At 72.2% G+C, this 23,524-nt stretch carries 17 protein-coding genes; 5 read left to right on the forward strand and 12 right to left on the reverse strand.

Translation table 11 applies throughout. The annotated features are described in order from the left end of the window. Positions 1 to 98: 98 nt before the first annotated feature. From QCZ28_RS29605 to QCZ28_RS29615, 3 genes are all read left to right on the forward strand, one after another. On the forward strand, positions 99 to 1,916 hold the full coding sequence (locus QCZ28_RS29605; RefSeq protein ID WP_279519694.1) for a GAF domain-containing SpoIIE family protein phosphatase: 1,818 nt from the start codon (positions 99 to 101) through the stop codon (positions 1,914 to 1,916). Between the two features lie 92 nt (positions 1,917 to 2,008). Beyond that, complete coding sequence (locus QCZ28_RS29610; protein ID WP_279519695.1) at positions 2,009 to 3,181, forward strand: PQQ-dependent sugar dehydrogenase; 1,173 nt, start codon at positions 2,009 to 2,011, stop codon at positions 3,179 to 3,181. A 60-nt stretch (positions 3,182 to 3,241) separates the two neighbouring features. Continuing rightward, entirely contained in the window at positions 3,242 to 4,855 is a 1,614-nt protein-coding gene (locus QCZ28_RS29615) for a metallophosphoesterase (protein ID WP_279519696.1), read from the forward strand. A 25-nt stretch (positions 4,856 to 4,880) separates the two neighbouring features. Here the strand turns inward: QCZ28_RS29615 and QCZ28_RS29620 are convergent, their stop codons facing one another. Continuing rightward, positions 4,881 to 7,238 (reverse strand): pyruvate dehydrogenase, encoded by a 2,358-nt coding sequence (locus QCZ28_RS29620; RefSeq protein ID WP_279519697.1) that lies wholly within the window; start codon positions 7,236 to 7,238, stop codon positions 4,881 to 4,883. A gap of 134 nt (positions 7,239 to 7,372) precedes the next feature. Next, positions 7,373 to 8,872: an Asp-tRNA(Asn)/Glu-tRNA(Gln) amidotransferase subunit GatB gene (gene gatB / locus QCZ28_RS29625; protein ID WP_279519698.1), complete on the reverse strand. Its 1,500-nt coding sequence runs from the start codon at positions 8,870 to 8,872 to the stop codon at positions 7,373 to 7,375. A gap of 141 nt (positions 8,873 to 9,013) precedes the next feature. Here gatB and QCZ28_RS29630 point away from each other — a divergent pair, with 141 nt between their 5' ends. After that, a complete protein-coding gene (locus QCZ28_RS29630) occupies positions 9,014 to 9,589 on the forward strand; it encodes a hypothetical protein (protein ID WP_279519699.1) in 576 nt (191 codons plus the stop codon). Here the strand turns inward: QCZ28_RS29630 and QCZ28_RS29635 are convergent. The 6 genes from QCZ28_RS29635 to ligA all read right to left on the reverse strand — a co-directional run bounded on the left by QCZ28_RS29635 (position 9,574) and on the right by ligA (position 18,494). Beyond that, positions 9,574 to 10,203 (reverse strand): DUF4276 family protein, encoded by a 630-nt coding sequence (locus QCZ28_RS29635; protein WP_279519700.1) that lies wholly within the window; start codon positions 10,201 to 10,203, stop codon positions 9,574 to 9,576. The genes QCZ28_RS29630 and QCZ28_RS29635 overlap by 16 nt on opposite strands. Further along, positions 10,203 to 11,594 (reverse strand): AAA family ATPase, encoded by a 1,392-nt coding sequence (locus QCZ28_RS29640; RefSeq protein ID WP_279519701.1) that lies wholly within the window; start codon positions 11,592 to 11,594, stop codon positions 10,203 to 10,205. The genes QCZ28_RS29635 and QCZ28_RS29640 overlap by 1 nt, the downstream gene beginning before the upstream one ends. An 11-nt stretch (positions 11,595 to 11,605) precedes the next feature. Beyond that, on the reverse strand, positions 11,606 to 13,081 hold the full coding sequence (gene gatA, locus QCZ28_RS29645; RefSeq protein WP_279519702.1) for an Asp-tRNA(Asn)/Glu-tRNA(Gln) amidotransferase subunit GatA: 1,476 nt from the start codon (positions 13,079 to 13,081) through the stop codon (positions 11,606 to 11,608). Positions 13,082 to 13,157: 76 nt separating this feature from the next. Beyond that, entirely contained in the window at positions 13,158 to 13,463 is a 306-nt protein-coding gene (gene gatC, locus QCZ28_RS29650; protein ID WP_088946529.1) for an Asp-tRNA(Asn)/Glu-tRNA(Gln) amidotransferase subunit GatC, read from the reverse strand. Between the two features lie 146 nt (positions 13,464 to 13,609). Beyond that, entirely contained in the window at positions 13,610 to 16,201 is a 2,592-nt protein-coding gene (locus QCZ28_RS29655; protein WP_279519703.1) for a GGDEF domain-containing phosphodiesterase, read from the reverse strand. Between the two features lie 157 nt (positions 16,202 to 16,358). Then, on the reverse strand, positions 16,359 to 18,494 hold the full coding sequence (gene ligA, locus QCZ28_RS29660) for an NAD-dependent DNA ligase LigA (protein ID WP_279519704.1): 2,136 nt from the start codon (positions 18,492 to 18,494) through the stop codon (positions 16,359 to 16,361). Positions 18,495 to 18,777: 283 nt separating this feature from the next. On the opposite strand from ligA, the gene QCZ28_RS29665 reads away from it, so the two are divergent. Further along, on the forward strand, positions 18,778 to 19,314 hold the full coding sequence (locus QCZ28_RS29665; protein WP_279519705.1) for a type II toxin-antitoxin system PemK/MazF family toxin: 537 nt from the start codon (positions 18,778 to 18,780) through the stop codon (positions 19,312 to 19,314). A gap of 318 nt (positions 19,315 to 19,632) precedes the next feature. Here the strand turns inward: QCZ28_RS29665 and QCZ28_RS29670 are convergent, their stop codons facing one another. From QCZ28_RS29670 to mnmA, 4 genes are read right to left on the reverse strand one after another with little or no spacing between them, the layout of a single operon-like run. Continuing rightward, on the reverse strand, positions 19,633 to 20,646 hold the full coding sequence (locus QCZ28_RS29670) for an ADP-ribosylglycohydrolase family protein (RefSeq protein ID WP_279519706.1): 1,014 nt from the start codon (positions 20,644 to 20,646) through the stop codon (positions 19,633 to 19,635). Positions 20,647 to 20,673: 27 nt separating this feature from the next. Continuing rightward, a complete protein-coding gene (locus tag QCZ28_RS29675) occupies positions 20,674 to 21,039 on the reverse strand; it encodes a VOC family protein (protein WP_279519707.1) in 366 nt (121 codons plus the stop codon). Positions 21,040 to 21,075: 36 nt separating this feature from the next. Continuing rightward, positions 21,076 to 22,080 carry a methionine synthase gene (locus QCZ28_RS29680; protein ID WP_279519708.1) on the reverse strand — a complete coding sequence of 335 codons (1,005 nt, stop codon included), beginning with the start codon at positions 22,078 to 22,080 and terminating at the stop codon, positions 21,076 to 21,078. 37 nt (positions 22,081 to 22,117) lie between these two features. Beyond that, the gene (gene mnmA / locus QCZ28_RS29685) at positions 22,118 to 23,191 is read right to left on the reverse strand and encodes a tRNA 2-thiouridine(34) synthase MnmA (RefSeq protein WP_036412479.1); all 1,074 of its coding nucleotides are present in this window, start codon (positions 23,189 to 23,191) and stop codon (positions 22,118 to 22,120) included. Positions 23,192 to 23,524: the final 333 nt, after the last annotated feature.

A 23,524-nucleotide genomic window follows, 5' to 3' on the forward strand; every position in this document is an offset into this window, starting at 1 on the left:
CGGGCGAGACTCAGCACAGCGAGGTTCGAGCCGGGCCCTCGCGAGGTATAAGGAAGGGTCGGAGGGCCGTCCTCCTCCGCCCGGCAGACAGGTGCACGATGACCGACGGCTCCCCCGCCTCCCCCCGGCGACCGATCGCGCCCCCCTCGGCGCTCGGCGACCCAGCGCGGTTGCGCGCGCTCGCCGACACCGGGCTGGACGCCGCTCCGGACGAAGCGTTCGACCGGTTCGCCCGGTTGGTCAGCGACCTGTTGGACGTGCCGGTGGCGCTGGTCTCGCTGGTCTCCGCCGACCGGCAGTTCTTCCCCGGCGCGGTCGGTCTGCCCGAGCCCTGGTCGCAGCGCCGGCAGACTCCGCTGAGTCACTCGTTCTGTCAGCACGTGGTGGACATCGAGGTGCCGATGGTGCTGCCGGACGCCCGGCTCTACCCGCGCGTGCGGGACAACCTGGCCATCGACGACCTCGGCGTGGTCGCCTACGCCGGGATGCCGCTGACCGACCTCTCCGGTCGGGTGCTCGGCTCGCTCTGCGCCATCGACAGCAAACCGCGCGCCTGGACCGCCGCCCAACTGCGGACCCTGGCCGACCTGGCCGCCGCCTGCTCGTCGGAGCTGCGCCTGCGGATCGCGCTCGACGGCGCGCAGGAGGCGCGGCGGCGGGTGGTGCAGGCGCACGAACGGCTGGAGCTGCTGGCCGGGGTGAGTGAGACGTTGGCCGGCACCCTGGACGTGGGCGTCGCCCTGCGCCGGCTCGCCGCCACCATGGTGCCGTTGCTCGCCGACTGGTGCCTGCTCACCCTGATCGGGCCGACCGGCCTGCCCCGTGAGGTGGTCTCGGTGCACCGGGACCCGGCCCGCGCCGCGGACGTCGACCGCTTCGGTGAGCTGCTGCGCACCGGGCTGGGCCCCGATTCGATAGTCCGGGCGGTGCTGCGCACCGGCCAGCCCCGGCTCGGCAGCATGGCGTCCCTGGCCGACGTGGAGCGGGGCACCATCCACCCGGAGATGGTCTCCATCGCCGGCCGGCTGGGCATCGCCTCCTACCTGAGCGTGCCGGTGCGGGGTGTCGGCGGCACGGTGCTGGGGGCGATCACCCTCGTGAACGACGGGCACCGTCAGCAGTTCGACGACCGGGACCTGCTGACCGCGGTGGACATCGGCCGCCGGGCCGGCCAGGCCGTCGGCAACAGCTCGATGTACGGCGAGCAGCGGCACGTCGCCGAGGTGCTGCAACACAGCATGCTGCCCCGGCTGCCGGTGGTGGCGGAGCTGGAGCTGGCGGCCCGTTACCAGCCGGCGGCCGACCGGGTGGAGGTCGGCGGCGACTGGTACGACGCCTTCGTGCAGCCCGACGGCGACGTGATCGCGGCGATCGGGGACGTGGCCGGGCACGACATCGAGGCCGCGGCGACCATGGGCCAGCTGCGCAACCTGGTGCGGGGCAACGCCTTCGGCCGGCCGGACGCGGTCGGGTCCCTGATGAGCGACCTCGACGCCGCCATCCGTGGCCTTCGGCTGCCGATCGCCGCCACCGCGACGCTGGTGCGGATCTGTCCGCAGCGCGCCGGTGCGCACGAGGTGACCTGGTCCAACGCCGGGCATCCGCCGGCCCTGGTGGTCCGCGTCGGCGGGGCGGTGGAGGTCCTGGCGGCGACGCCGGAGCCGCTGCTCGGCCTGGCCCGCCCGGTGCGGCGGAGCAGCCACTCGACCAGTCTGGCCACCGGTGACACCCTGCTGCTCTACACCGACGGGCTGATCGAACGGCGGGACCGGTCCATCGACGACGGGTTGGCCGAACTGATGGGCCGCCTGGCCGGCACTCACACGCTGCCCCTCGACGACCTCTGCGACCTGCTGCTCACCTCGATCCGACACCGCGAGGACGACACCGCGCTGCTGGCCGTACGGGCCCGCTGACCGGTCCACCGGCACCCGTCCGGTGGGTCCGTTTGGCACCCGTTGGATCTCGACGGCCCGGTCGGGCCGCGCGGCGGGCTACCCTGGGCCGGGTGAGCGCCCGTCCCCCGTACCCTCGCATCCGCCGCCTCCGGGCGGCTCTCGCGGCGTCCTGCGCGGCGTTGCTGTTCACCGCCGGTTGCAGCTTCGGTGAGCCGGAGCCCGACCCGGCCGGCGAACCGCCCAACCTGCCGACCCCGTCCGCGTCGGCGAGCCCCGGCGGCAGCGGTCAGCAGGCGGTGGCGACAGTGCTCGCCAAGGGCCTGCGGGTGCCGTGGGCCATCGCCTTCCTCCCGGACGGCGGCGCGCTGGTCACCGAACGGGACAACGGCCGGATCCTCCAGGTCGGCCCCGAGTCAGGGCCGGACGGGCTGCGGGTCCGACCGGTGCAGACCATCCCCGACGTGGCGGCGGCGGGCGAGGGCGGCCTGCTCGGCATCGCCGTCTCCCCCGACTACGCCCGGGACCGGACGGTGTTCGTCTACTACACCGCCGAACGGGACAACCGGGTCGCCCGGCTGCAACTCGGCGGGCAGCCCACCCCGATCCTCACCGGCATTCCCAAGGCCAACGTGCACAACGGCGGTGGGCTGGGCTTCGGCCCGGACAAACAGCTCTACGTCAGCACGGGTGACGCCGGTCAGCGCCCGCTCTCGCAGGACGTGAAGAGCCTCGGCGGCAAGATCCTCCGGGTCACCCCGGACGGCAAGCCCGCCGCCGGCAACCCGTACCCCAACTCCCCGGTCTGGTCCATGGGGCACCGCAACGTGCAGGGTTTCACCTGGGACGCCGCGAAGCGGATGTACGCCGTCGAGTTCGGCCAGAACACCTGGGACGAGGTCAACCAGATCACCAAGGGCGGCAACTACGGCTGGCCGGAGGTCGAGGGTAAGGCCGGCGACAAGCGGTTCACCGACCCGATCGCGCAGTGGCCGACCTCGGACGCGTCCTGCTCCGGGCTGGCCGCCACCGACCAGCTGCTGGTCACCGGCTGCCTGCGCGGCAAGCGCCTCTGGGTGATGGAGCTGACCGACACCGGGACGCTGCTCGGTCAGCCCAGTGAGCTGCTCACCAACCGCTACGGCCGGCTGCGCGCGGTGGCAGCGGCACCGGACGGGTCACTCTGGGTGAGCACCTCCAACCACGACGGGCGGGGCGACCCGGCAGGCGACGACGACCGGCTGCTGCGGGTGGTCTTCGCGGGCGGCGACGGCGGGCGCAGCTGATTCCGTCACCATCCGTTCAGGTTTACCAAGATCTTCCGACGGGCAGGCCAGACTTTCAGCATGGACGGGCAACGCGACGAGCGAAACGACGACGCCGATGACCGGGACGACCCGGTGACCGGCGACGATCGGGCGCGCCCGAGTCGGTGGGCCGGTGCCGCCGGCCCGCTGCGCCGCCTCGGGCTGGTCGTCGCCGTCCTCGCCGTGGCCCTGGCCGGGGCGGTGCTCGGGGTGCTGGCCGGTGGTCAGGTGAGCACCGACATCGGCCCGTTCCGGGCCAACCTCAGCATCTCCCCCGCCCGCGACGGCGGCACCACCGTCGACATCCCGCCGCTGGGCGCGCTGCTGCTCGACAGCCACAGCGGGCCGACCCACCTCACCGTTCGGCTGGGCGCGCTCGACCAGGGGCGCACCGAGGCGCTGATCGACGACCCGGCCAGCATCAGCCGGGCCAGCCAGAGCGCCGTGGAGGACGTCCGCTCCGGGGTGATGCGCCTCGGCCTGCGTACCCTCGGCGCGTCGGTGCTGGTCACGTTGATCCTGGCCGGGCTGATCTTCCGCAACGTCCGGCGCACCGCCTGGGCGGGTGGGCTGGCGCTGCTGGTCACCGCCGGCAGCCTCGGCACGGCGGCGGCGACCCTCCGGCCGCAGGCCATCGAGGAGCCGCGCTACGAGGGGCTGCTGGTGAACGCGCCGGCCATCGTCGGTGACGCCCGCCGGATCGCCAACGACTACACCAAGTACGCGGAGCAGTTGCAGCGGCTGGTCGGCAACGTCAGCCAGCTCTACACCACCGTCTCGGCGCTTCCGCTGTTGGAGCCGACCCCCGGCACCACGCGGGTGCTGCACGTCTCCGACATGCACCTCAACCCGACCGGCTGGCAGCTGATCCGGACGGTCGTGGAGCAGTTCGGCATCGACGTGGTGATCGACACCGGGGACATCACCGACTGGGGCAGCGAACCGGAGGCCTCCTTCGTCGGCTCGATCGGCGTGCTGAAGAAGCCGTACGTCTTCATCCGGGGCAACCACGACTCCGGCAAGACCGCCGCCGCGGTCGCCCGCCAGCCGAACGCGATAGTGCTGAACAACACCACCACGACCGTCGCCGGGCTGACCATCGCCGGCATCGGCGACCCGCGTTTCACCCCGGACAAGAACACCTCCCCGGCCGGCAGCGGACTGACCCAACAGGTGGCCGACCAGGTGATCGGGGCCGGCAACCAGCTCGCCGCGACGATCCGCAACTCACCGCGACCGGTCAACATCGCTCTCGTGCACGACCCGGCGTCGGCCGGGCCGCTCGCCGGCACCTGCCCGCTGGTGCTGGCCGGGCACACCCACGCCCGCCAGGTGTCCAAGCTGCCCGAGACACCCGGGCAGCAGCCCACCACGCTGATGGTGGAGGGCTCCACCGGCGGTGCCGGGCTGCGCGGCCTGGAGGGCGAGAAGCCCACCCCGCTGTCGATGAGCGTGCTCTACTTCGACCAGCAGAAGATGCTCCAGGCGTACGACACGATCACCGTCGGCGGCACCGGCCAGGCCCAGGTCAACCTGGAACGACGCCTGGTGGAGAACCCGAACGCCGGTGTCTCCGCCACGCCGACGCCCACCCCGAGCGGGGGTGTGCCCGCCACACAGACCCCCACACCCACGCCCACCCCGACCGGCTGAGCCCACGCCGGCGGGCGCGGACGGGTCAGCGCAGGGCGATCGCGGCCAGCGCGGCGTTGACGATGCTGCCGGGCAGCAGGTCGTGCAGCTCGTACAGGTCGGCGACGCTGCCGGACTGGCCGAACTGGTCCACCCCGAGCGGCACCGCCGGCGCGCCGACGGCCGAACCGAGCCAGGCCATCGCGTGCGACGCGGCGTCGTGCACTGTCACCACCGGCACCCGGTCGACGAACGCGGAGCGCAGCGCGCCCGGCACGCTGGGCACCGTGGCCGTCCGTACGCCCTGCCGCAGGGTGCGCTGCCAGGCCCGGTAGAGCCGGTCCAGCGAGGTCACGTCCACCACGTGCGCGGCGATGCCCTCGTCGGCCAGCTCCGCGGCGGCGGCCAGCACCTCGGGCAGCACCGCGCCGGAGGCGGCCAGTTGCACCACCGGGGCGTCGACCAGGTGCGGGTACGCCTGGTGCGCGTCGACCAGCCGGTACGCCCCGGCGACGACCTGCCGGCGCAGCACCGCGTCGCCGAGCCGCGCCCGGGCCGCCTCGAACGGCGCCTGGTCCAGCGGTCGGGTGCTCAACCGGAAGTAGTACGCGCCGTCCTCAGCGGGCGCGGCGGTCGCGGCCGGGGCCGACCCACCGGCGATCTGCCCGAGCGCGTCGCAGAGCAGCCAGTCGAGGGTGGCCGCGTACGCCGGCTCGACGAAGGTCACCCCGGGCAGTTCCAGGCCGACCGACGCGGTGATGGTGGACTGGTGGGCGCCACCCTCGGGGGCGAGGGTGATGCCGGACGGGGTGCCGGCCACCACGAACCGGGAGCCGGAGTAGGTCCCGTAGAGGAACGCGTCGAGGCCGCGCAGCACGAACGGGTCGTAGACGGTGCCCACCGGCAGCAGCGGCTGCCCGGACAGGTCCCAGGAGAGCCCGAGCTGGCCGAGCAGCAGGAACAGGTTCATCTCCGAGATGCCCAGCTCGATGTGCTGCCCGGCGGGACTCTCGGTCCAGCGCAGCATCCGGTCCTCGGTCCAGGATCGCTGCTCGGTGGGGGCGAACACCCCGGTCTTGTTGATGAACCCGGCCAGGTTGGTGGAGGTGGCCACGTCCGGTGCGGTGGTCACCAGGTAGCGGCCCACCTCCCGGTCCCGGGCCAGGTCCACCAGCACCCGACCGAAGACCTCCTGGGTGGAGATCGGCTTGGTTGCGCGTACTCCCGTGCTCTCCGGGACGGTGACCCCCAGCGCGCGCTCGCGGGGCGCGCGGGACAGCGCCTCCCGGCGGGCGCCGGCCCGGATCCCGGCCGGTGAGGCCGGGTCGAGGCGGTCCCACTCGGTCTCCGAGGTCAGCCCCTGCGCGGCGCGCAACGCGTCGACCTGCTCCGTGCTGAGCAGCGCCGAGTGGTTGCGCGGGTTGCCGGCGATGGGCAAACCCCAACCCTTCACCGTGTACGCGAAGACGACGCTGGGCCGGTCGGTGACCGCGTCGCACTGGGCGTACGCGTCCAGCATCGCCTGCAGGTCGTGCCCGCCCAGGTCGGTGACGAGCGGGCCGAGGTCCTCGTCGGTGATGCCGGCGATCAGCTCGGCGATCCCGGCCGGCGCGCCGTCCAGGAACTGCTTGCGCAGCGCCGGCCCGGTCAGCCCGAACAGCGACTGGTACTGCTCGTTGGGCATCGCGTCGATCCAGTCCCGCAACGCCTCCCCACCCGGGCGGGCGTACGCCTCGGCGAGCTTACGGCCGTACTTGACCTCGACGACGTGCCAGCCGGCCGCCTCGAACTGGCCCCGCCACTGGTTGATCCGGATGCCGGGGACGACCCGGTCCAGCGACTGCCGGTTGAAGTCGACGAGCCACATGACGTTGCCCAGGCCGGTGGTGGCCGGGTCGGCGACCGCCTCCCAGATGTTGCCCTCGTCCAACTCGGCGTCGCCGATCAGCGCCACGAACCGGGAGTGCGGCCGGACGCCGAAGTGCGCGTCGACGTAGCGGCGGGTCGCGGCGGCGAACAGCGGCGCCGCCGCGCCCAGGCCGACCGAACCGGTGGAGAAGTCCACTTCGTCCGGATCCTTGGTGCGCGACGGGTACGACTGAAGGCCGCCCCGGGCCCGCAGCCGGGGCAGGTAGGAGCGGTCCAGGTTGCCGAGCAGGTACTGGATGGCGTGGAACACCGGGGAGGCGTGCGGCTTCACCGCGACCCGGTCCTCGGCGTCCAGGTGCGCGAACCAGAGCGCGGTCATCGCGGTGACCAGCGAGGCGCTGGACGCCTGGTGGCCGCCGACCTTCACACCGTCGCCGGTGGCCCGGTCATGGTTGGCGGCGTCCACGATCCGGGTGGCGAGCCAGAGCACCCGCCGCTGGATCTCGTCGAGGACATCAAGGTCGTGCCGGGTCACGGAAACTCCATCCAGGCGTCACCGTTGACGCCCTCGCGAGGGGTGCAGTACATGTTGATCATGAGGTTGACGGCAGTCGTCGATCTTCAAACCGCCGTCAACCTCATGATCGACGCTTTGGCGTCGGGTGGGTCTCAGCCCTGGACGCCGAGGCGCTCCAGGATCAACTCCCGCAGGGTCTTCGCGTCGGCCTGCCCGCGGGTGGTCTTCATGACCGCGCCGACCAGCGCGCCGACCGCCGCGACCTTGCCACTGCGGATCTTGTCGGCGATGGCGGGGTTCGCGGCGATCGCCTCGTCCACGGCGGCGGTGAGCGCGCCGGTGTCCGACACGACCTCCAGGCCACGGCTGGTCATGATCTCGGTGGGCGAGCCCTCACCGTCGACCACACCCTCCAACACCGTGCGAGCCATCTTGTCGTTGAGCTTGCCGGCGTCGACCAGCCCCTGCAGCTCGGCGACCTGGGCGGGGGTGGCGCCGATCTCGGCCAGCTCCACGCCGCTCTCGTTGGCCCGCCGGGACAGCTCACCCAGCCACCACTTGCGGGCCGCCGCCGGGGTGGTGCCGGCGGCCACGGTGGCCTCGATCAGCTCGACCGCGCCGGCGTTCAACACCGACTGCATGTCCAGGTCCGACAGGCCCCACTGCTCCTGGAGCCGACGCCGGTGCACCCGGGGCAGCTCCGGCAGGGCGGCCTTCAGCTCGGCCACCCAGGCCGGGTCCGGCGCGATCGGCACCAGGTCCGGCTCCGGGAAGTACCGGTAGTCGGTCGCCGTCTCCTTCGAGCGACCCGGGGTGGTGTCGCCGGTGTCCTCGTGGAAGTGGCGCGTCTCCTGGGTGATCCGGCCGCCCGCGTCCAGCACCGACGCCTGCCGCAGCATCTCCGAGCGGACCGCCCGCTCCACCGACCGCAGCGAGTTGACGTTCTTCGTCTCGGTACGGGTGCCCCACTCCGCGCCCGGCAGGTTCAGCGAGGTGTTCACGTCACAGCGCAGCGAACCCTCCTCCATCCGCACGTCGGAGACGCCGAGGGTGCGGATCACGTCGCGCAGCTCGGCGACGTACGCCTTGGCCACCTCGGGGGCGAGCGCACCGGTGCCGGTGATCGGCTTGGTGACGATCTCGACGAGCGGGATGCCGGCCCGGTTGTAGTCGACAAGCGACTCCGTCGCGCCGTGGATGCGGCCGGTGGCACCGCCGACGTGCAGCGTCTTGCCGGTGTCCTCCTCGAGGTGCACCCGCTCGATCTCGATCCGCACCGTCTCGCCGCCGACCTCGACGTCCAGGTAACCGTCGACACAGATCGGCTCGTCGTACTGGCTGATCTGGAAGTTCTTCGGCATGTCCGGGTAGAAGTAGTTCTTCCGGGCGAACCGGCACCACTGCGCGATCGAGCAGTTCAACGCGAGACCGATCCGGATGATCGCCTCGATGGCCGCCTTGTTGGCCACCGGCAGCGAGCCGGGCAGACCCAGGCACACCGGGCAGACCCGGGTGTTGGGCTCGCCACCGAAGTCGGTCGGGCACCCACAGAACATCTTGGTGTTCGTGCCCAGCTCGACGTGGGTCTCCAGGCCGATCACCGGTTCGAAGCGCGCGACGACCTCGTCGTACGCGGGCAGTGTCGTGGTCATGAGACGCTCCAGGCGCGATCCGGACAGAACCTGTCCAGCCTAATGGGGTTGCCGCTCCCGGCTTCGCTGGGGTTTCAAGAACACCCGGCAACCGGCCCACGCCCCGGCGTATCGAGACGGCCCACGGGGTAGGTATCGACCGTGACGAACACGGGAGACGAACCGACGGAGACGGAACGCGCCCGGCTGATCGCGGTGGCCCGACGGCGATCAAACCGGCTGACCCTGGCTGCCGTGGTGCTGCTGCTGGCCAGCGTCCCGGCCGCGTTCGCCGTCGGGGTTCTGATCGCCGACGGGAAACGGAACGCCGGCGGCCTGCTGCCGCTGCTGTTCCTCCTACCCGCAGCGGTGGGCGTCGCCATCGCACTGCTGGTGAACGCGTTGCTGAGCAGAAGACCGTCGGACGGCGCCGACCCGACCAGCCTGCGGCGGGTGAAGGCGGCACTGCGCGACGGGCGGAGCCCCGATCCGCGGATCGACGCGTTGGCCCGCAAGGAGGCAGAGCAGCAGGTACGTCGGCGGTGGCTGCCCTGGGTCCTCGTTGTGGCCCTGGCGATGCAGGTGCTGCTCGCCGTCGGCACCGATCGGACGGCTAACCGCTGGGTCGCCGGACTCGGGGCGGCGGCCTGGGCGGTGGTGTTCTACCAGCAGTGGCGCGCCACCCAACGGGCCCGCCGCTACCTCACCAACCCGACCTTGGGTCAGGCCGAGCGGTAACCCAGCCGCATCAGCGCGTCGCGGGTGTCGGCCCACCACCGTTGGTACGCGGGCACCCCCTGCAAACGAGTTAGCGAGACCAACTCGCCAAGTTGGCCGTAGTGGTCGGTGGTTGAACGGCTCACCCGGCCCATCACGCTGTTGAGCGCGCTCTTGGGATCGGTCACTCGCTCCACCAGTCGCGGCTGTGCAGGAAGCCCCATCTCAGCATCGGTCCACCTGACGCCGAGAGCACTTCGCAGTGCATCACCATCCGCTAGAAGCCACGCCTCCGTCTCGCGCACCGGAACCACTGCTACCAGTTGCTCCGCACGCTCCCCCCACGCCTCACGCAGCGGTCGCAGCCACTCCGCGGCAGTTCGCTCGGAGTTGGCGCCCTGATCGTGATGAAAGAAGATCAGGGAAAAGCTTGCCGGATTCTGCTCGACGAGCCCGATGACATCAGCTATCGAGCACGGGCCTTTTCGGTCGCGTAACGGCTGGACGTCAGCGACCTCGACCGCGTCCTCGAATTCGGTCAAGCAGATCTCGGTCAACGCCCTGGCAAGCAACCTGGGAAGAAACTGATCATCGGTGACGCCCTCGGAGACCAACGCGGAGGTCAGATAGCGCATCAGTCGTCCAACTCCGCCATGACCTCGAACTCGGCAATCTCCCTCGGGCTCACCACGCTTCCGACATCAAACGCGTCGTCGATCGTAAGCTGCTGGGCCCCGGCAATCGATCTCCACCGACTGACCCGACTACGGGCCTGGCCGCGTTGGACGCGACTGACAACGTCCATGAAGACGGCGTCGGTCCGCGTCCGAGCCTGGGCGGGTTCCAGCGCCCGCAGGATCGCCGGCGAGTGACTGCTCAGGATGAGCTGGGTCAGAGCAGCGCCCTCGGTTCTCGCGTCGATGGCCCGTTCGACGAGGTTCCGGAGGTACCTGACGAACTGTGCCAGCCGTTGCGGAAAGATGCCGTTCTCAGGCTCTTCGAAACAGATGAGACCGGCACCCCTCGGGTCGTACAGCGCCGCCAGGAGGGCGATCGCCCGGAGGGTGCCGTCCGAGGCCACCCTGGCCGAGAACGGCGCTTCCTCTCGGGTCAGCACTTCCACCTGCCGCTGCCGGCGGGCTTCATCCTCAGTGAGACGAACCCGGATGACACCCGGGATGACGGCGGCCAGGTCGGCGGAGAGGTCGTTCAGCGCCCCTTCCGGCCTGTCGTCACTGCCGGTCTCATCCGCCAACCGCCGCAGCGTGTTGGCCAGGTGACCTCCGTTGGCGGCGAGGCCGTCGGGGTCATCGTAGGAATCAGGGGCGCGCAGCGCGCTGGGATCCAGGTGCAGCAGACGCCACGACTGCATCTCCCGCTTGAGCGCGTACAGCAGGGGGAAGTCTGTGGCCGTGGTCAGGCTGGACAGGACGGTTGCGGTGGCAGCCGTCGCGGGAAGGCGACGCTTACGCCCCTGATTGCCCTGCTGCCTGATGCTGAAGACCGGCCGGTTCTGCTCGTCCTGCTCCGTCTCCAACGGATCGGCGCCGGTGCGGTAGGCCGCCAACCGCTTACGCTGCTCGGCGTCGAACCGGGCGACCCAGGTGTCATCGGCGCGCCGGATTCTCCGAACCGCCTCACGGAGGACATACGGCCGCTGCGTCCCGCTGTGACCGGTCGACCTGAGTTCAAGCGTCAACTCGTAGCGAAGTCGCGAATGATTGACTTCGGCCGTGTCGCCGAACGCGTCGGTGACCGACCTGTCCAGCAGCACTTCCACAGCGAACGACATCACCTCGACCGAGGATCCGTCGGTGTGCTTGTGAAACAGGTCCACGATGTCGCCACGCATGTGTTGGGCGGCTTCGAGGACCGGGTCGCCAGCCAGTCGACCGAGGAACTGGATAGCGTCGAACAGGTTCGACTTGCCTGCCGCATTCCGTCCGATGATCACAAGGAAGGGCGGGATGTCCAACGAGAAATCACGGAACGACTTGAACCCGTCGATCTCGATCCGCGTCAGCATCCCGCCCGCCCTCAGAGCGCCGGCGGGGTGAACGTGCCGACGGCGGACTCCAACGCGGCGGCGACCCGGTACATCCGGTCGTCGGCCATCGTCGGGGCCATCACCTGCAAACCGACCGGCAGCCCCTCGGAGAGCCCGCACGGCACCGAGATGCCCGGCCCGCCGTACAGGTTCGTCGGGATCGTGTACAGGTCGGCCAGGTACATCTGGTACGGGTCGGCGGTCCGCGCGCCCATCGGGAACGCCACCGACGGGGTGGTCGGCGAGATCAGCGCGTCGACCCGCTCGAACGCGGCGTTGAAGTCCCGGGTGATCAGCGTCCGGACCTTCTGCGCCTGCCCGTAGTACGCGTCGTAGTAACCCGACGACAGCGCGTACGTGCCGATCATGATGCGGCGCTTGACCTCCGGGCCGAAGCCGGCCTCCCGGGTCAGCGACATGACCTCCTCCAGCGACCGGTTGCCGTCGTCGCCGACCCGCAGGCCGAACCGGACACCGTCGAACCGGGCCAGGTTGGAGGAGCACTCGCTCGGGGCGATCAGGTAGTACGCCGGCAGCGCGTACGCGAACGTCGGGCAGGACACCTCGACGACATCGGCGCCCATCTTGGTCAGCGCGTCCACCGACTCGCGGAACGCCGCCATCACACCCGGCTCGGCGCCCTCGCCGACGAACTCGCTCACGATGCCGAGCCGCACACCGGTCAGGTCACCGGTCGCGCCGAGCTTCGCCGCCGCCACCACGTCCGGCACCGGCTGCGGGATCGACGTCGAGTCCATCGGGTCGTGCCCACCGATCACCTGGTGCAGCAGGGCCGCGTCGAGCACGTTGCGGGCACACGGACCGGGGGTGTCCAGCGACGACGAGAAGGCCACCAACCCGTAGCGGGAGGTGCCGCCGTAGGTGGGCTTGGCACCCACCGTGCCGGTGACCGCGCCGGGCTGACGGATCGAGCCGCCGGTGTCCGAGCCGATCGCCAGCGGCGCCTCGTACGCGGCCAGCGCGGCGGCGCTACCACCACCCGAGCCACCCGGGATCCGGCTCAGGTCCCACGGGTTGTGCGTCGGGCCGTACGCCGAGTACTCGGTGGAGGAACCCATCGCGAACTCGTCCATGTTGGTCTTGCCGAGCATCACCGTGCCGGCCTCGCGCAGCCGCTGCACGATCGTCGCGTCGTACGGCGGGCGCCAGCCCTCCAGGATCTTCGACCCCACGGTGGTCGGCACACCCCGGGTGGCGAGCACGTCCTTGACCGCGACCGGCACACCCGCGAGCGGGCCCAACACCTCGCCGGCCGCCCGACGCTCGTCCACCGCGCGGGCCGCGGCGAGCGCGCCCTCGGTGTCCACGTGCAGGAAGGCGTGCACCCGCTCGTCGACCGCGGCGATCCGGTCCAGGTGCGCCTGGGTCACCTCGACAGCGGAGGTCTCGCCCCCGGCGACCAGGCTCGCGATCTCCGTCGCGGTCATCTTGGTCAGATCGCTCATGCCGTCACTCCGCTTCGCTCCGCGACGCCATGAGGCACCACGGCGCTGCACCGACGATTCGCTCGCTGCCGCTCGCTCATGAGGCCACGTCCTCGCTCAGGATCCGCGGTACGCGGAACCGCTGGTCCTCGGCGTCGGGCGCGCCCGACAGCGCTTCCTGCGGGGTCAGACACGGCGTGACGACGTCCTCGCGGAAGATGTTGGTCAGCGGCACCGAGTGCGAGGTCGGCGGGATGTCCGCGGCGGCGACCTCGCCGACCTGGGCGACCGCCTGGAGGATCACGTCGAGCTGGCCGGCGAACATGTCCAGCTCCTCCTCGGTGACGGCGAGCCGCGACAGGCGCGCCAGGTGCGCGACCTCCTCGCGGGAGATGGCGGCCATCCGTGCCCCCTTCTGAATTCCTGCTGGTCGGGCGGTGTGCCGGCCGCGCGACAGGTGGAGCGTGACACGCGGTGACCGGAGCGAGTCTATTGTTCCGCTCCGGTGCCGCGTCCCCGACTCCCCCCCTCCCCCGCCCTCGTGCCGGGTCAGCGGGTGGGGCGGCGGGCGACGTCGGGCTGCGGGTGCCCGCCGGTCGGGCGGACCGGCCGGTACCGGGCCAGCCAGGTGACCAACTCCTCGGCCGGCATCGGCCGGGCGTAGAACCAGCCCTGGGCGGCGTCGCAGCCGGCGGCGTGCAGCATCCGCCAGGTCCGCTCGTCCTCGACACCCTCGGCGACCACCCGCAACCCCAGCGCGCCGGCCAGCTCGATCATCGACCGGACGATCGCCGCGTCGTCGGCGTCGTCGGCCATGCCGAGGACGAACGACCGGTCCACCTTCACCTCGGACAGCGGCAGGCGGCGCAGATGCTGCAGCGAGGAGTAGCCGGTGCCGAAGTCGTCCAGCGAGATGGCCACCCCGATCCGGTGCAGCTGGGAGATGGTGGCCAGCACCCGGCGCGGGTCGGCCATCAACGCCCCCTCGGTGATCTCGACCTGCAACCGGTCGGCCGGCACCCCGTAGCGGGCCAGCCGGTCGGCGATCTGATCGGCGATCTCGCCGGTGTGCAGGTCGCGCACGCTCACGTTCAGCGCCGCGCGCAGGCCGATGCCGGCCGCCGACCACTTGGCGAGCTGCTCCACCACGTCGTCGACGACCCGACGGGTCAGCAGTCGCATCACGGCGCTCTGCTCGGCGACCCGGATGAGTTCCTCCGGGTCGACCATGCCCCGCCGGGGGTGTCGCCACCGCAGCAGGGCCTCGACGCCGACCACCTCACCTGTCGCGATGGCGATCTGCGGCTGGTAGTACATGGTGATTTCCCCGGCGTCGTCGGCCGGTTCGTCGTCAGCGTGCGCCCACCCGGTCGGTTCGAGCGGCTGACCGGGCGTACCCGGCCCGACGTCCCGGCGCGCCCCGCCACGTCCCCTGCCCACCGCGCTCCCGTTCGGGGACCGGCGGCCGTTCCCGCCCCCGGCGCGCCGCTCCCGGACCGAGCCCGAACGGGTGCCGTCGACGGTGGCCCGGGCGTTGCGGCCCCGGATCGGGTCGGCACCGGTGGCGATCTGGTTGATCAGCTCGTCGGAGTGCAGCAGCTCGGCGTCGGTGCGTCGGCGGCGCACCCACCACCGGCCACCGTGCCGCGTCGCCGCGGCGAGCGCCGGGTCCGCGGCTGACGCGGGCCGGGCCGGCGCCGCGCTGGGCAGCGCCGCCCCGTCACCGCCGCGCACCTCCGCCGTCGCGACAACTGGTACGTCGACAGCCGGCTCGGCCTCAACAGCCGGCTCGGCCTCAACAGCCGGCTCGGCGTCGGCCGGCGCCTCGGCCGACGGGCTGGCCTCCAGCACGCGGCGCAGGTCGGCGAGGAGGCCGAGTCGCTCGGCGGAGTTGTGGTCGGACTCCGGGGCGTACACGGCCACCGTGTCGTTGCGGTGTTTGGCGTCGTACATCGCCACGTCGGCGTGGCGCATCAGGGTGGCGAAGTCCTCGCCGTGCTCGGGGAAGAGGGCGATCCCGATCGACCCGCCCACGTCCAACGGCAGTCCGTCGAGCGGCACCGGCTCGGCCAGCGCCTGGACGACCCGGTCGGCCAACTCCCGCGCCTGACCCACGTCGCTCAGCCCGGTCATCACGATGGCGAACTCGTCACCACCGAGCCGGGCGATCATCTGCGGCCGGGGCTGCACGTCGGTGAGCCGGGCGCTGACCTCGACCAGCAGCCGGTCACCCACGGCGTGCCCGAGGGCGTCGTTGACGTTCTTGAAGCGGTCCAGGTCGAGCAGCAGCAGCGCCAACTGCCCGTCGGGTTCACCGCGGGCGGTCCGCTCGGCGTGCACGTGCACCTGCTCCGCCACCTCGGCGAGCAGGGCCTTGCGGTTGGGCAGCCCGGTCAGCGGGTCGGCGGCGGCGAGGTGCTGCTGTTCGTTTGTCAGCCGCGCCATCCGGTAGACGGCGAAGAGCGGCACCAGCACCAGCGGAATCAGCGCGGCACTGACCCGCGCCGCGGCGACCAGCACCGGGGCGAGAAGCAGCAGTGAGCCGGTGGAGAGCAGCTCGAAGCCGAGGCCCTGACGGACGGTGGGCCACCAGCGATCGCCGAACCGCAGCCGCACCGCCCAGCTGACCAACCCGTAGTTGACGACGAACCAGGCCAGCGCGGCGCCGCCGACAACGGCCACGTCGGTCCAGTGCAACCGCCCGCCGGAGAAGATCGTGCCCGACCCGAGTTGGATCACCCCGTACGCGGCGGCGAGGGCACACGCGTACTGGCCGACGTTGAACGCCGTACGCCACGCGGCGTGCCGCATCCGCCAACCCGAGACGACCACCCCCACCGCCTGCACCATCACCGCCGGGCCGAGACCCCAGCCGAGCAGGATCGCGAAGGTGAAGCAGGTGGACGGGAACACCGCCGACGTCTGCCGGCGCCCGGGTGGCACGAACGGGCGCGCGTCGCAGACCACGGCGAGCGCGGCCATCGTCCAGAAGGCCACCGGCAGCCGGGGCAGGTCGTCGGGGAGCGTCGCGAGTGGAACGGCGGCGGTCAGCGCGGCGACCGCCAGGATGCTGGCGACGAAGGCGGCGAACGGTGCGACCCGTCCCGCAGGAAGCGAGTTGCGTGGGTCGGCGACCTCCACCACACCTCCCGACCGACCAGTGGCGTGCCGGTGCGCACGCCGTGACCCAATGAAACGCCCTCGGCCCCCAGTTTCCCGGTATGACAGTCACGAATCGGTCGTAGTCGTAATTAAGTTGGTATACGCGGCCAGTCGCCGTGGCCAGCCGTCGGCGGGGTCAACCGCCCAGCTGAGCGACGTCCCGCGCGGCGTCCGGGCCCGCGTCCAGCAGCAGCCGGAACCCGTCCTCGTCGAGCACCGGCACCTTGAGGCTGGCGGCCTTGTCGGCCTTCGAGCCGGGGTTGTCCCCCACCACCACGAAGCTCGTCTTCTTGGAGACGGACCCGCTGACCTTGCCGCCCCGGCTCTGCACGGCCTCGGCGGCCTGATCGCGTGAGAACCCGGCGAGGGTGCCGGTCACCACCACCGTCAGCCCCTCCAGCGGGCGCGGCCCCTCGTCGACCGCCTCCTCGGCCATCCGTACGCCGGCCTCGGCCCACTTGCGGACCACCTCGCGGTGCCAGTCCACCGCGAACCACTCCCGGATGCTGGCCGCGATGGTCGGACCGACCCCGTCGACGGAGGACAACTCCTCCTCCGAGGCCGCGTCGATGGCGTCCATGGAACGGAAGTGCCGGGCGAGCGCCTGGGCCGCCGTCGGGCCGACGTGCCGGATGGAGAGCGCCACCAGCACCCGCCAGAGGTCCCGTTCCCGGGCGACCGCGAGATTGTCCAACAGCTTGGTGGCGTTGCTGCCCAGGCTGCCGTCCTTGTTGACGAAGAACGGTGAGCGGGACAGCTGCTCGGCGTCGAGCTGGAACAGGTCGCCCTCGTCGCTGATGATCTCCGCGTCGAGGAGGGCTGCCGCACCCTTGTAACCGAGCACCTCGATGTCGAACGCGCCCCGGCCGGCGAGGTGGAACACCCGCTCCCGCAACTGCGCCGGGCAGCTACGGGTGTTGGGGCAGCGGATGTCGACGTCGCCCTCCTTCGACGGGGCGAGCGGCGTGCCGCAGGCGGGGCAACTGGTCGGCATGACGAACGGCCGGGCGTCGACGGGCCGCAGGTCGACCACCGGGCCGAGCACCTCGGGAATCACGTCGCCGGCCTTACGCAGCACCACCGTGTCGCCGATCAGCACGCCCTTGCGCTCCACCTCACGGGCGTTGTGCAGGGTGGCGAGCGCGACTGTGGAACCGGCCACGCGCACCGGCTCGAGCACGGCGAACGGAGTGACCCGGCCGGTGCGCCCCACGTTCACGTCGATGTCGAGCAGCTTGGTGGTGACCTCCTCCGGCGGGTACTTGAAGGCGATCGCCCACCGTGGCGCGCGACTGGTCGAGCCGAGCCGGCCCTGGATGGAGACCGGGTCGACCTTGACCACCACCCCGTCGATCTCGTGCTCGACATCGTGCCGGTGCTCGGCGTAGTAGGCGATGAACTCGGCGACACCGGCCAGGTCCGGGACGACCCGCCACCGGTCGCTGGTGGGCAACCCCCAGGACTTGAGCGCGGCGTACGACTCGGACTGCGCCGTGGGCTGGAAGCCCCGGCGGGCGCCGATGCCGTGCACCACCAGGCGCAGTGGCCGGGTGGCGGTGACCCGTGGATCCTTCTGCCGGAGGCTGCCGGCGGCGGCGTTGCGCGGGTTGGCGAAGGGTGCCTTGCCCTGTTCCACCAGACCCGCGTTGAGATCGGCGAACGCGGCGATCGGGAAGTAGATCTCGCCCCGGACCTCCACCAGCTCGGGAATGTCCGGGAACTCGGCGGACGGGGTGAGCTGGCTGGGCACGTCCCGGATGCTGCGCACGTTGGCGGTGACGTCCTCACCGGTGCGCCCGTCGCCGCGGGTGGCGGCCCGGACCAGTCGACCCTTCTCGTAGGTCAGGTTGATCGCCAACCCGTCGACCTTCAGCTCGCACAGGTAGGGCACCGGGCCGCCCGCGTCCCGTTCGACCCGCTCGGCCCAGGCCGCCAACTCCTCGTCGGCGAAGGCGTTGTCGAGCGACAGCATCCGTTCGGCGTGGGTGACCGGGGTGAAGTCGGTGGAGAACGTGCCGCCCACCCGTTGGGTCGGCGAGTCGGGCGTCCGCAGCGCCGGGAACTGGGCCTCCAGCGCCTCCAGCTCGCGCAACTGCCTGTCGAAGTCGGCGTCGGGGATGGTCGGCGCGTCCAGGACGTAGTAGCGGTACTGGTGCTCGGTCAACTCCTGGCTGAGGGCGGCATGCCGCTCCCGGGCCTGCGGCGTCGGCTCGGCCCCGGCCGCCGCCTCCTGCGCCGGGCTGACCTGCTGACCGATCTGCTCCTCGGACACACCGCCACCTTCGGACACGCCTGCGACCTCCCTGATCACGCTACTCCGGCACCGTATCGGGCCGGTGGGACAATCCGTCGCCCGCCCGCGCCGGGAGCGACGTCGCCCTCAGCCGGGATGCCCGGTGGGTGTCGACGAGCCGAACCTGACCAACCACCAGATGATCAGGTGGGGCCCGGACGGCGGCTCGGGGTGATCGGGCAGCCGCGGTGTGGTTGGCAGGCGGCACGGGCCACGACGTGCAAGGATCGCCGAACGATGCGACCGGGAGGCGGAGGTACGGATGCCCGAGGCACTGCTCTGGGCGGTGGCGATCCTGCTGGCGGTGGTCGCCGGCTGGGCGTGGAACAGTTGGCGGCACCGGGTGACCAACCGACGTCCGGGCACCCGGCCGGGTCGGGCCAGCACCGGCGGGCGTCGTCCCAGCCCGCCACGCCCCCGGGGTGGCGAGCGCCCGTCCACCCCGTCGCGCCGCCGCGACGCCGACCGGCACGACGACACCCCCGCGCCCGGTGAGATCTGGTGGGCCGACGTGCCGTACGCCGACGGCAGCGGGTCGAAGGTACGCCCGTGCCTGGTGCTGCGCGCGGACTCCAAGGGCGCCGACGTCCTGAAGATCACCAGTCAGGACAAGAGCGACCGGGACGACCACGTCCGGATTCCCACCCGGGACTGGGACCCCGGCGCGGAGCACGACAGCTACCTCAGCCTCACCGAGCCGATCCGACTCAACCCGGCAGCCTTCGCCGACCACGCCGGTCGCTGCGACGCCGACCTGTGGCGAAAGGTGCGCAGCCTGCGCCACCTCCCCACCACCTGACGACCCCTCGGCCACCCCCGTGCCCGACCGCCCGACCGCCCACCCACCCACCCGGCTGGCTGGCTGGCTGGCTGGCTGGCCGGCCGTGATCGACTCGGGTTCCTGAAAGTCGCGGTGTGCCAAGGTCCCGAACACCCCGGTTTTCAGAACCCCGAGTTGATCAAGCCCGGCGGGCGCCACCGCACGCCCGACGGGCGCCACCGCACGCCCGACGGGCGCCACCGCACGCCCGGCGGCCGCTTCACCGCACGCCCGGCGGCCGCCTCACCGCACGCCCGACGGGCCGCGTAACCGCACGGCCGGCGGGCCGTCCCGAGGTCAGTCCCAGGCCGCGCCCAGGGCGGCGAGCTGGTCCGCGTACTCGATGCGATCGGCCCACTCGCGCGGCCAGGCGGTCATGCCGACGGCCGCGCCCACGAAGGCGCCGGCGAGGGCGGCGATCGAGTCGGAGTCGCCGGCGGTGGTCGCCCCCCGGGCCAGCGCCGAAACCGGATCGTCGGCGTGCCGTACGGCGCAGAGCAGCGCGGTGGCCAGCGCCTCCTCGGCCACCCAGCCCTCGCCGGTGACCCGACACGGGTCGGCGCCGTCGTCCGGCTCGGCCAGGGCGGTGGTCAGTCGGCGCAGCACCGCCAGGCAGTCGTCCCAGCCCTGGGCGATGAACTCCTCAGGAGCACCGGAACCGGCGCGCTGCCAGAGGTCTCCCAGCCACCGCTCCTGGTAGACCAGGCGCTGCGACAGCGCCCGCTCGGTGAGCACCCCGGGAAGCTCGGCCAGCGGGACGCCGGTGCGCAGCGCGAAGACCGCGTACGCGGTGAGTTCGCTGGCGGCCAGCCCGGTCGGGTGGCCGTGGGTCAGCCCGGCCTGCAACTGGGCCAACCCGGCGAGCGTGTCGAGGTCCGTGTCGAGCAACCCGACCGGGGTGACCCGCATGTTGGCCCCGCAGCCCTTCGAACCGACCACTGTCGCCTCCTGCCAGCGCGCCCCACGGCTCAGTTCGGCGCAGGCACGCAGGCAGGTCATGCCCGGGGCACGGTTGTTGTCCGGGCTGACCGCCCAGGCCAGGAAGCGCCGCCGCAGCAGTGGCTGCACCGCCTCCGGCGTGAACGACGGCGTCTCGTGCAGCGCCCAACCCACCGCCAGCGCCATCTGGGTGTCGTCGGTGACCAGCGCCGGCTCGCCGGACAGCTCACGCGGGCCGCCCGGGCCGTACCGGCGCTCGATCTCGGCGACGGTCAGGAACTCGGTCGGCTTGCCCAACGCGTCACCGTAGGCGAGGCCGAACAGGGAGCCGGAGGCGCGCAGCGCGGAGGTGTGGATCACGGCGGCCATCATGCCCGGCCGCCGCAACCCACTGCGGGCTCAGTCCCAGCAGAGGCAGAACGGGTGGCCGACCGGATCGGCGTAGACCCGGAACCCCTCGCCCTCACCCGGCAGCCGCCGGGCCCCGAGCGCCAGCGCCGCCTTCTCGGCGGCCTCGATGTCGTCCACCGTCACGTCGAGGTGGAACTGCTGTGGGCGCTCCGGGTCCGGCCAGGCCGGCGGCCGCAGGTTGAGCGCCTGCTGGAAGGCGAGACGTGGCTGGTGACCGGGCGGACCGCCCAGCACCACCCAGTCGTCTTCGGCCTCACCCTCGGCGAAGGGGATGCCGAGCAGCTCGGAGTAGAACGTCGCCAACGCCCGCGGATCCGGGCAGTCGAGCACCACTGAACGCAGCTGTCCAATCATGACCGTCATCCTGCCCAGCCGGTACGACAGGAAACCTCAGGCTTCGACGAGGCGCCGGCCGGCGTCCCGGCACGCGGCGAGCACGGCCCGGGCGTACTGCGGGGTCGCGCCGGCGAGGCCGCAGGCCGGGGTGACCACCACCTGCTCGGCGAGTTGCCGACGGGGAAAACCGAGGCGGTCCCAGAGTTGGCGTACCCGGTCGGCGATCTGGGCGGAGGTCGGCGCGCCACCGGCCGACGGCGGCCGGGTCGGCGCGGCCCCGGCCAACAGCCCGAGGCCGGCGTCGAGTGCCTCGCCCAGCGGGTCGAGGTCGGTGACCAGGTCCAGGTCGAGGGCGACAGCGACGGCACCGGTCGAGCGGATCAGCTCCAACGGCACGTCCGGGGCGCAGCAGTGCACCACCGTCGGCACGCCGACCGCCTCGACGACGGTGCGCAGCAGGGCGGCGGCGTCCACCGACTCGACCGCCCGGTACGCGCCCAAGCCACTCTCGGTCGGCACCCGCCCGGCCAGCACGGCCGGCAGTGACGGTTCGTCCAGTTGCAGCAGCACCGACGCCTGGGGCAGCCGGCGGGCGACCGCCGCGACGTGCGCGCGCAGCCCCTCGGCCAGGGAGCCGGTGAGGTCGCGGACCGCGCCGGGATCGCGCAACAGCCGGCCACCGATCGGCAGCTCCAGGGAGGCGGCCAGCGTGAGCGGGCCGGCGGCCTGCACCTTGACCGGCCCGGCGTATCCCTCGGCCTGCTCGGTGAGCTGATCGAGGTCGCGTTCCATCAGGTCACGGGCCCGGCGCAGGTCGCGGCCCGCGCGTGGGGCGACCCGCCACCGCCCGGCGTACACCTCGACGGGCAGTTCGACGAGCAGCCCGGCGGACCGGCCGACCATGTCCGCGCCGGGGCCACGGGCCGGCAACTCGGGCAGGTGGGGCAGCTCGGGCAGCTCACCGAGGACCACCCGCTGGGCCTCGCCGATGTCGGTCCCGGGCAGTGAACCGATTCCGGTTGCCGCGCCGGCCGGCCACTGCCACGCCTGATCTGTCACTGGCGAAGGCTATCCCGCGGGCACCCGGCGCGTGCGGTCAGCCGGTGATGGTCGCGGAGCCGAGGACCACGTCGCCGGCCGGGTCCGGCCGGTACGCCACCACGGCCTGGCCGGCGGCGACACCGCGTACCGGTCGGCGCAGCTCGGCGTGCAGCCGGTCACCGTCGAGGGCGACGGTCGCCGGCACCACGTCGCCGTGCGCGCGCAACTGCACCTCGCACTCGACCGGCGCGTCCGGACGCGCGCCGCCGGTCCAGACCGGACGGACGGCGTGCACGTCGGACACCTCCAGCGCCTCGGCCGGCCCGACCGTCACCGTGTTGGTCTTCGGGGTGATGGAGAGCACGTAGCGCGGTCGGCCGTCCGGGGCGGGCCGGTCCAGGTGCAGCCCGCGACGCTGCCCCACCGTGTACGCGTACGCGCCGCTGTGGCTGCCGACGACCGCGCCGGTGGTGGCGTCCACCACGTCGCCGGGCGCCTCACCGAGGCGACCGGCCAGGAAGCCGCGGGTGTCCCCGTCGGCGATGAAGCAGATGTCGTGCGAGTCCGGCTTGTCGGCGACCGCCAGGCCACGCTCGGCGGCCTCCGCACGGACCTGCGCCTTGGTCGAGTCACCGAGCGGGAAGATCGACCGGTCGAGCTGCTCGCGGGTGAGCACGGCGAGCACGTACGACTGGTCCTTGGCCAGGTCGACGCTGCGTCGCAGCAGCCCGTCCGCGCCGAGGCGGGCGTGGTGCCCGGTCACCACCGCGTCGAAGCCCAGGGCCACCGCCCGGTCCAGCACCGCCGCGAACTTGATCTTCTCGTTGCAGCGCAGGCAGGGGTTCGGGGTACGACCGGCGGCGTACTCGGCGACGAAGTCGTCGACCACGTCCTCGTGGAAGCGGTCGGCCATGTCCCACACGTAGAACGGGATACCGATCACGTCGGCCGCCCGCCGGGCGTCCCGGGAATCCTCCAGGGTGCAGCAACCGCGCGCCCCGGTCCGATAGGTCTGTGGGTTGCGGGCCAGCGCCAGGTGCACGCCGGTCACGTCGTGCCCGGCCGCCACCGCCCGCGCCGCCGCCACGGCCGAGTCAACCCCACCCGACATCGCCGCCAGAACCCTCACCGACGCACTCCCTTTCCCGTCCCCACCCGTTCCCCCACCACAACCCTATCCACCACCCCCGAAAACCCCACCCCCTCACCCGCCCGCCCCCTCACCCGCGCCGTTCTTGCACTTTCTGCTCCGACATATGCCGCATCAGAGGCGAACCGACGACCGAAAGTGCAAGATCGCGTGGGCCGAGGGGGCGGGGCAGGGCGAGGGAGGCCGGGGGATGCTCCTATGGATGTCAAGGTGTGGTCGGTGGGGGTTGGGCGGGGTTGGTGAGGGCCTCGTAGACCTCGCGGGCGACGTATCGCTTGAGGCAGCGGATGATCTCTTTCTTGGTGAGGCCTT

The sequence above is a fragment of the Micromonospora sp. DH14 genome (assembly GCF_029809455.1).
GTDB lineage: Bacteria > Actinomycetota > Actinomycetes > Mycobacteriales > Micromonosporaceae > Micromonospora > Micromonospora parva.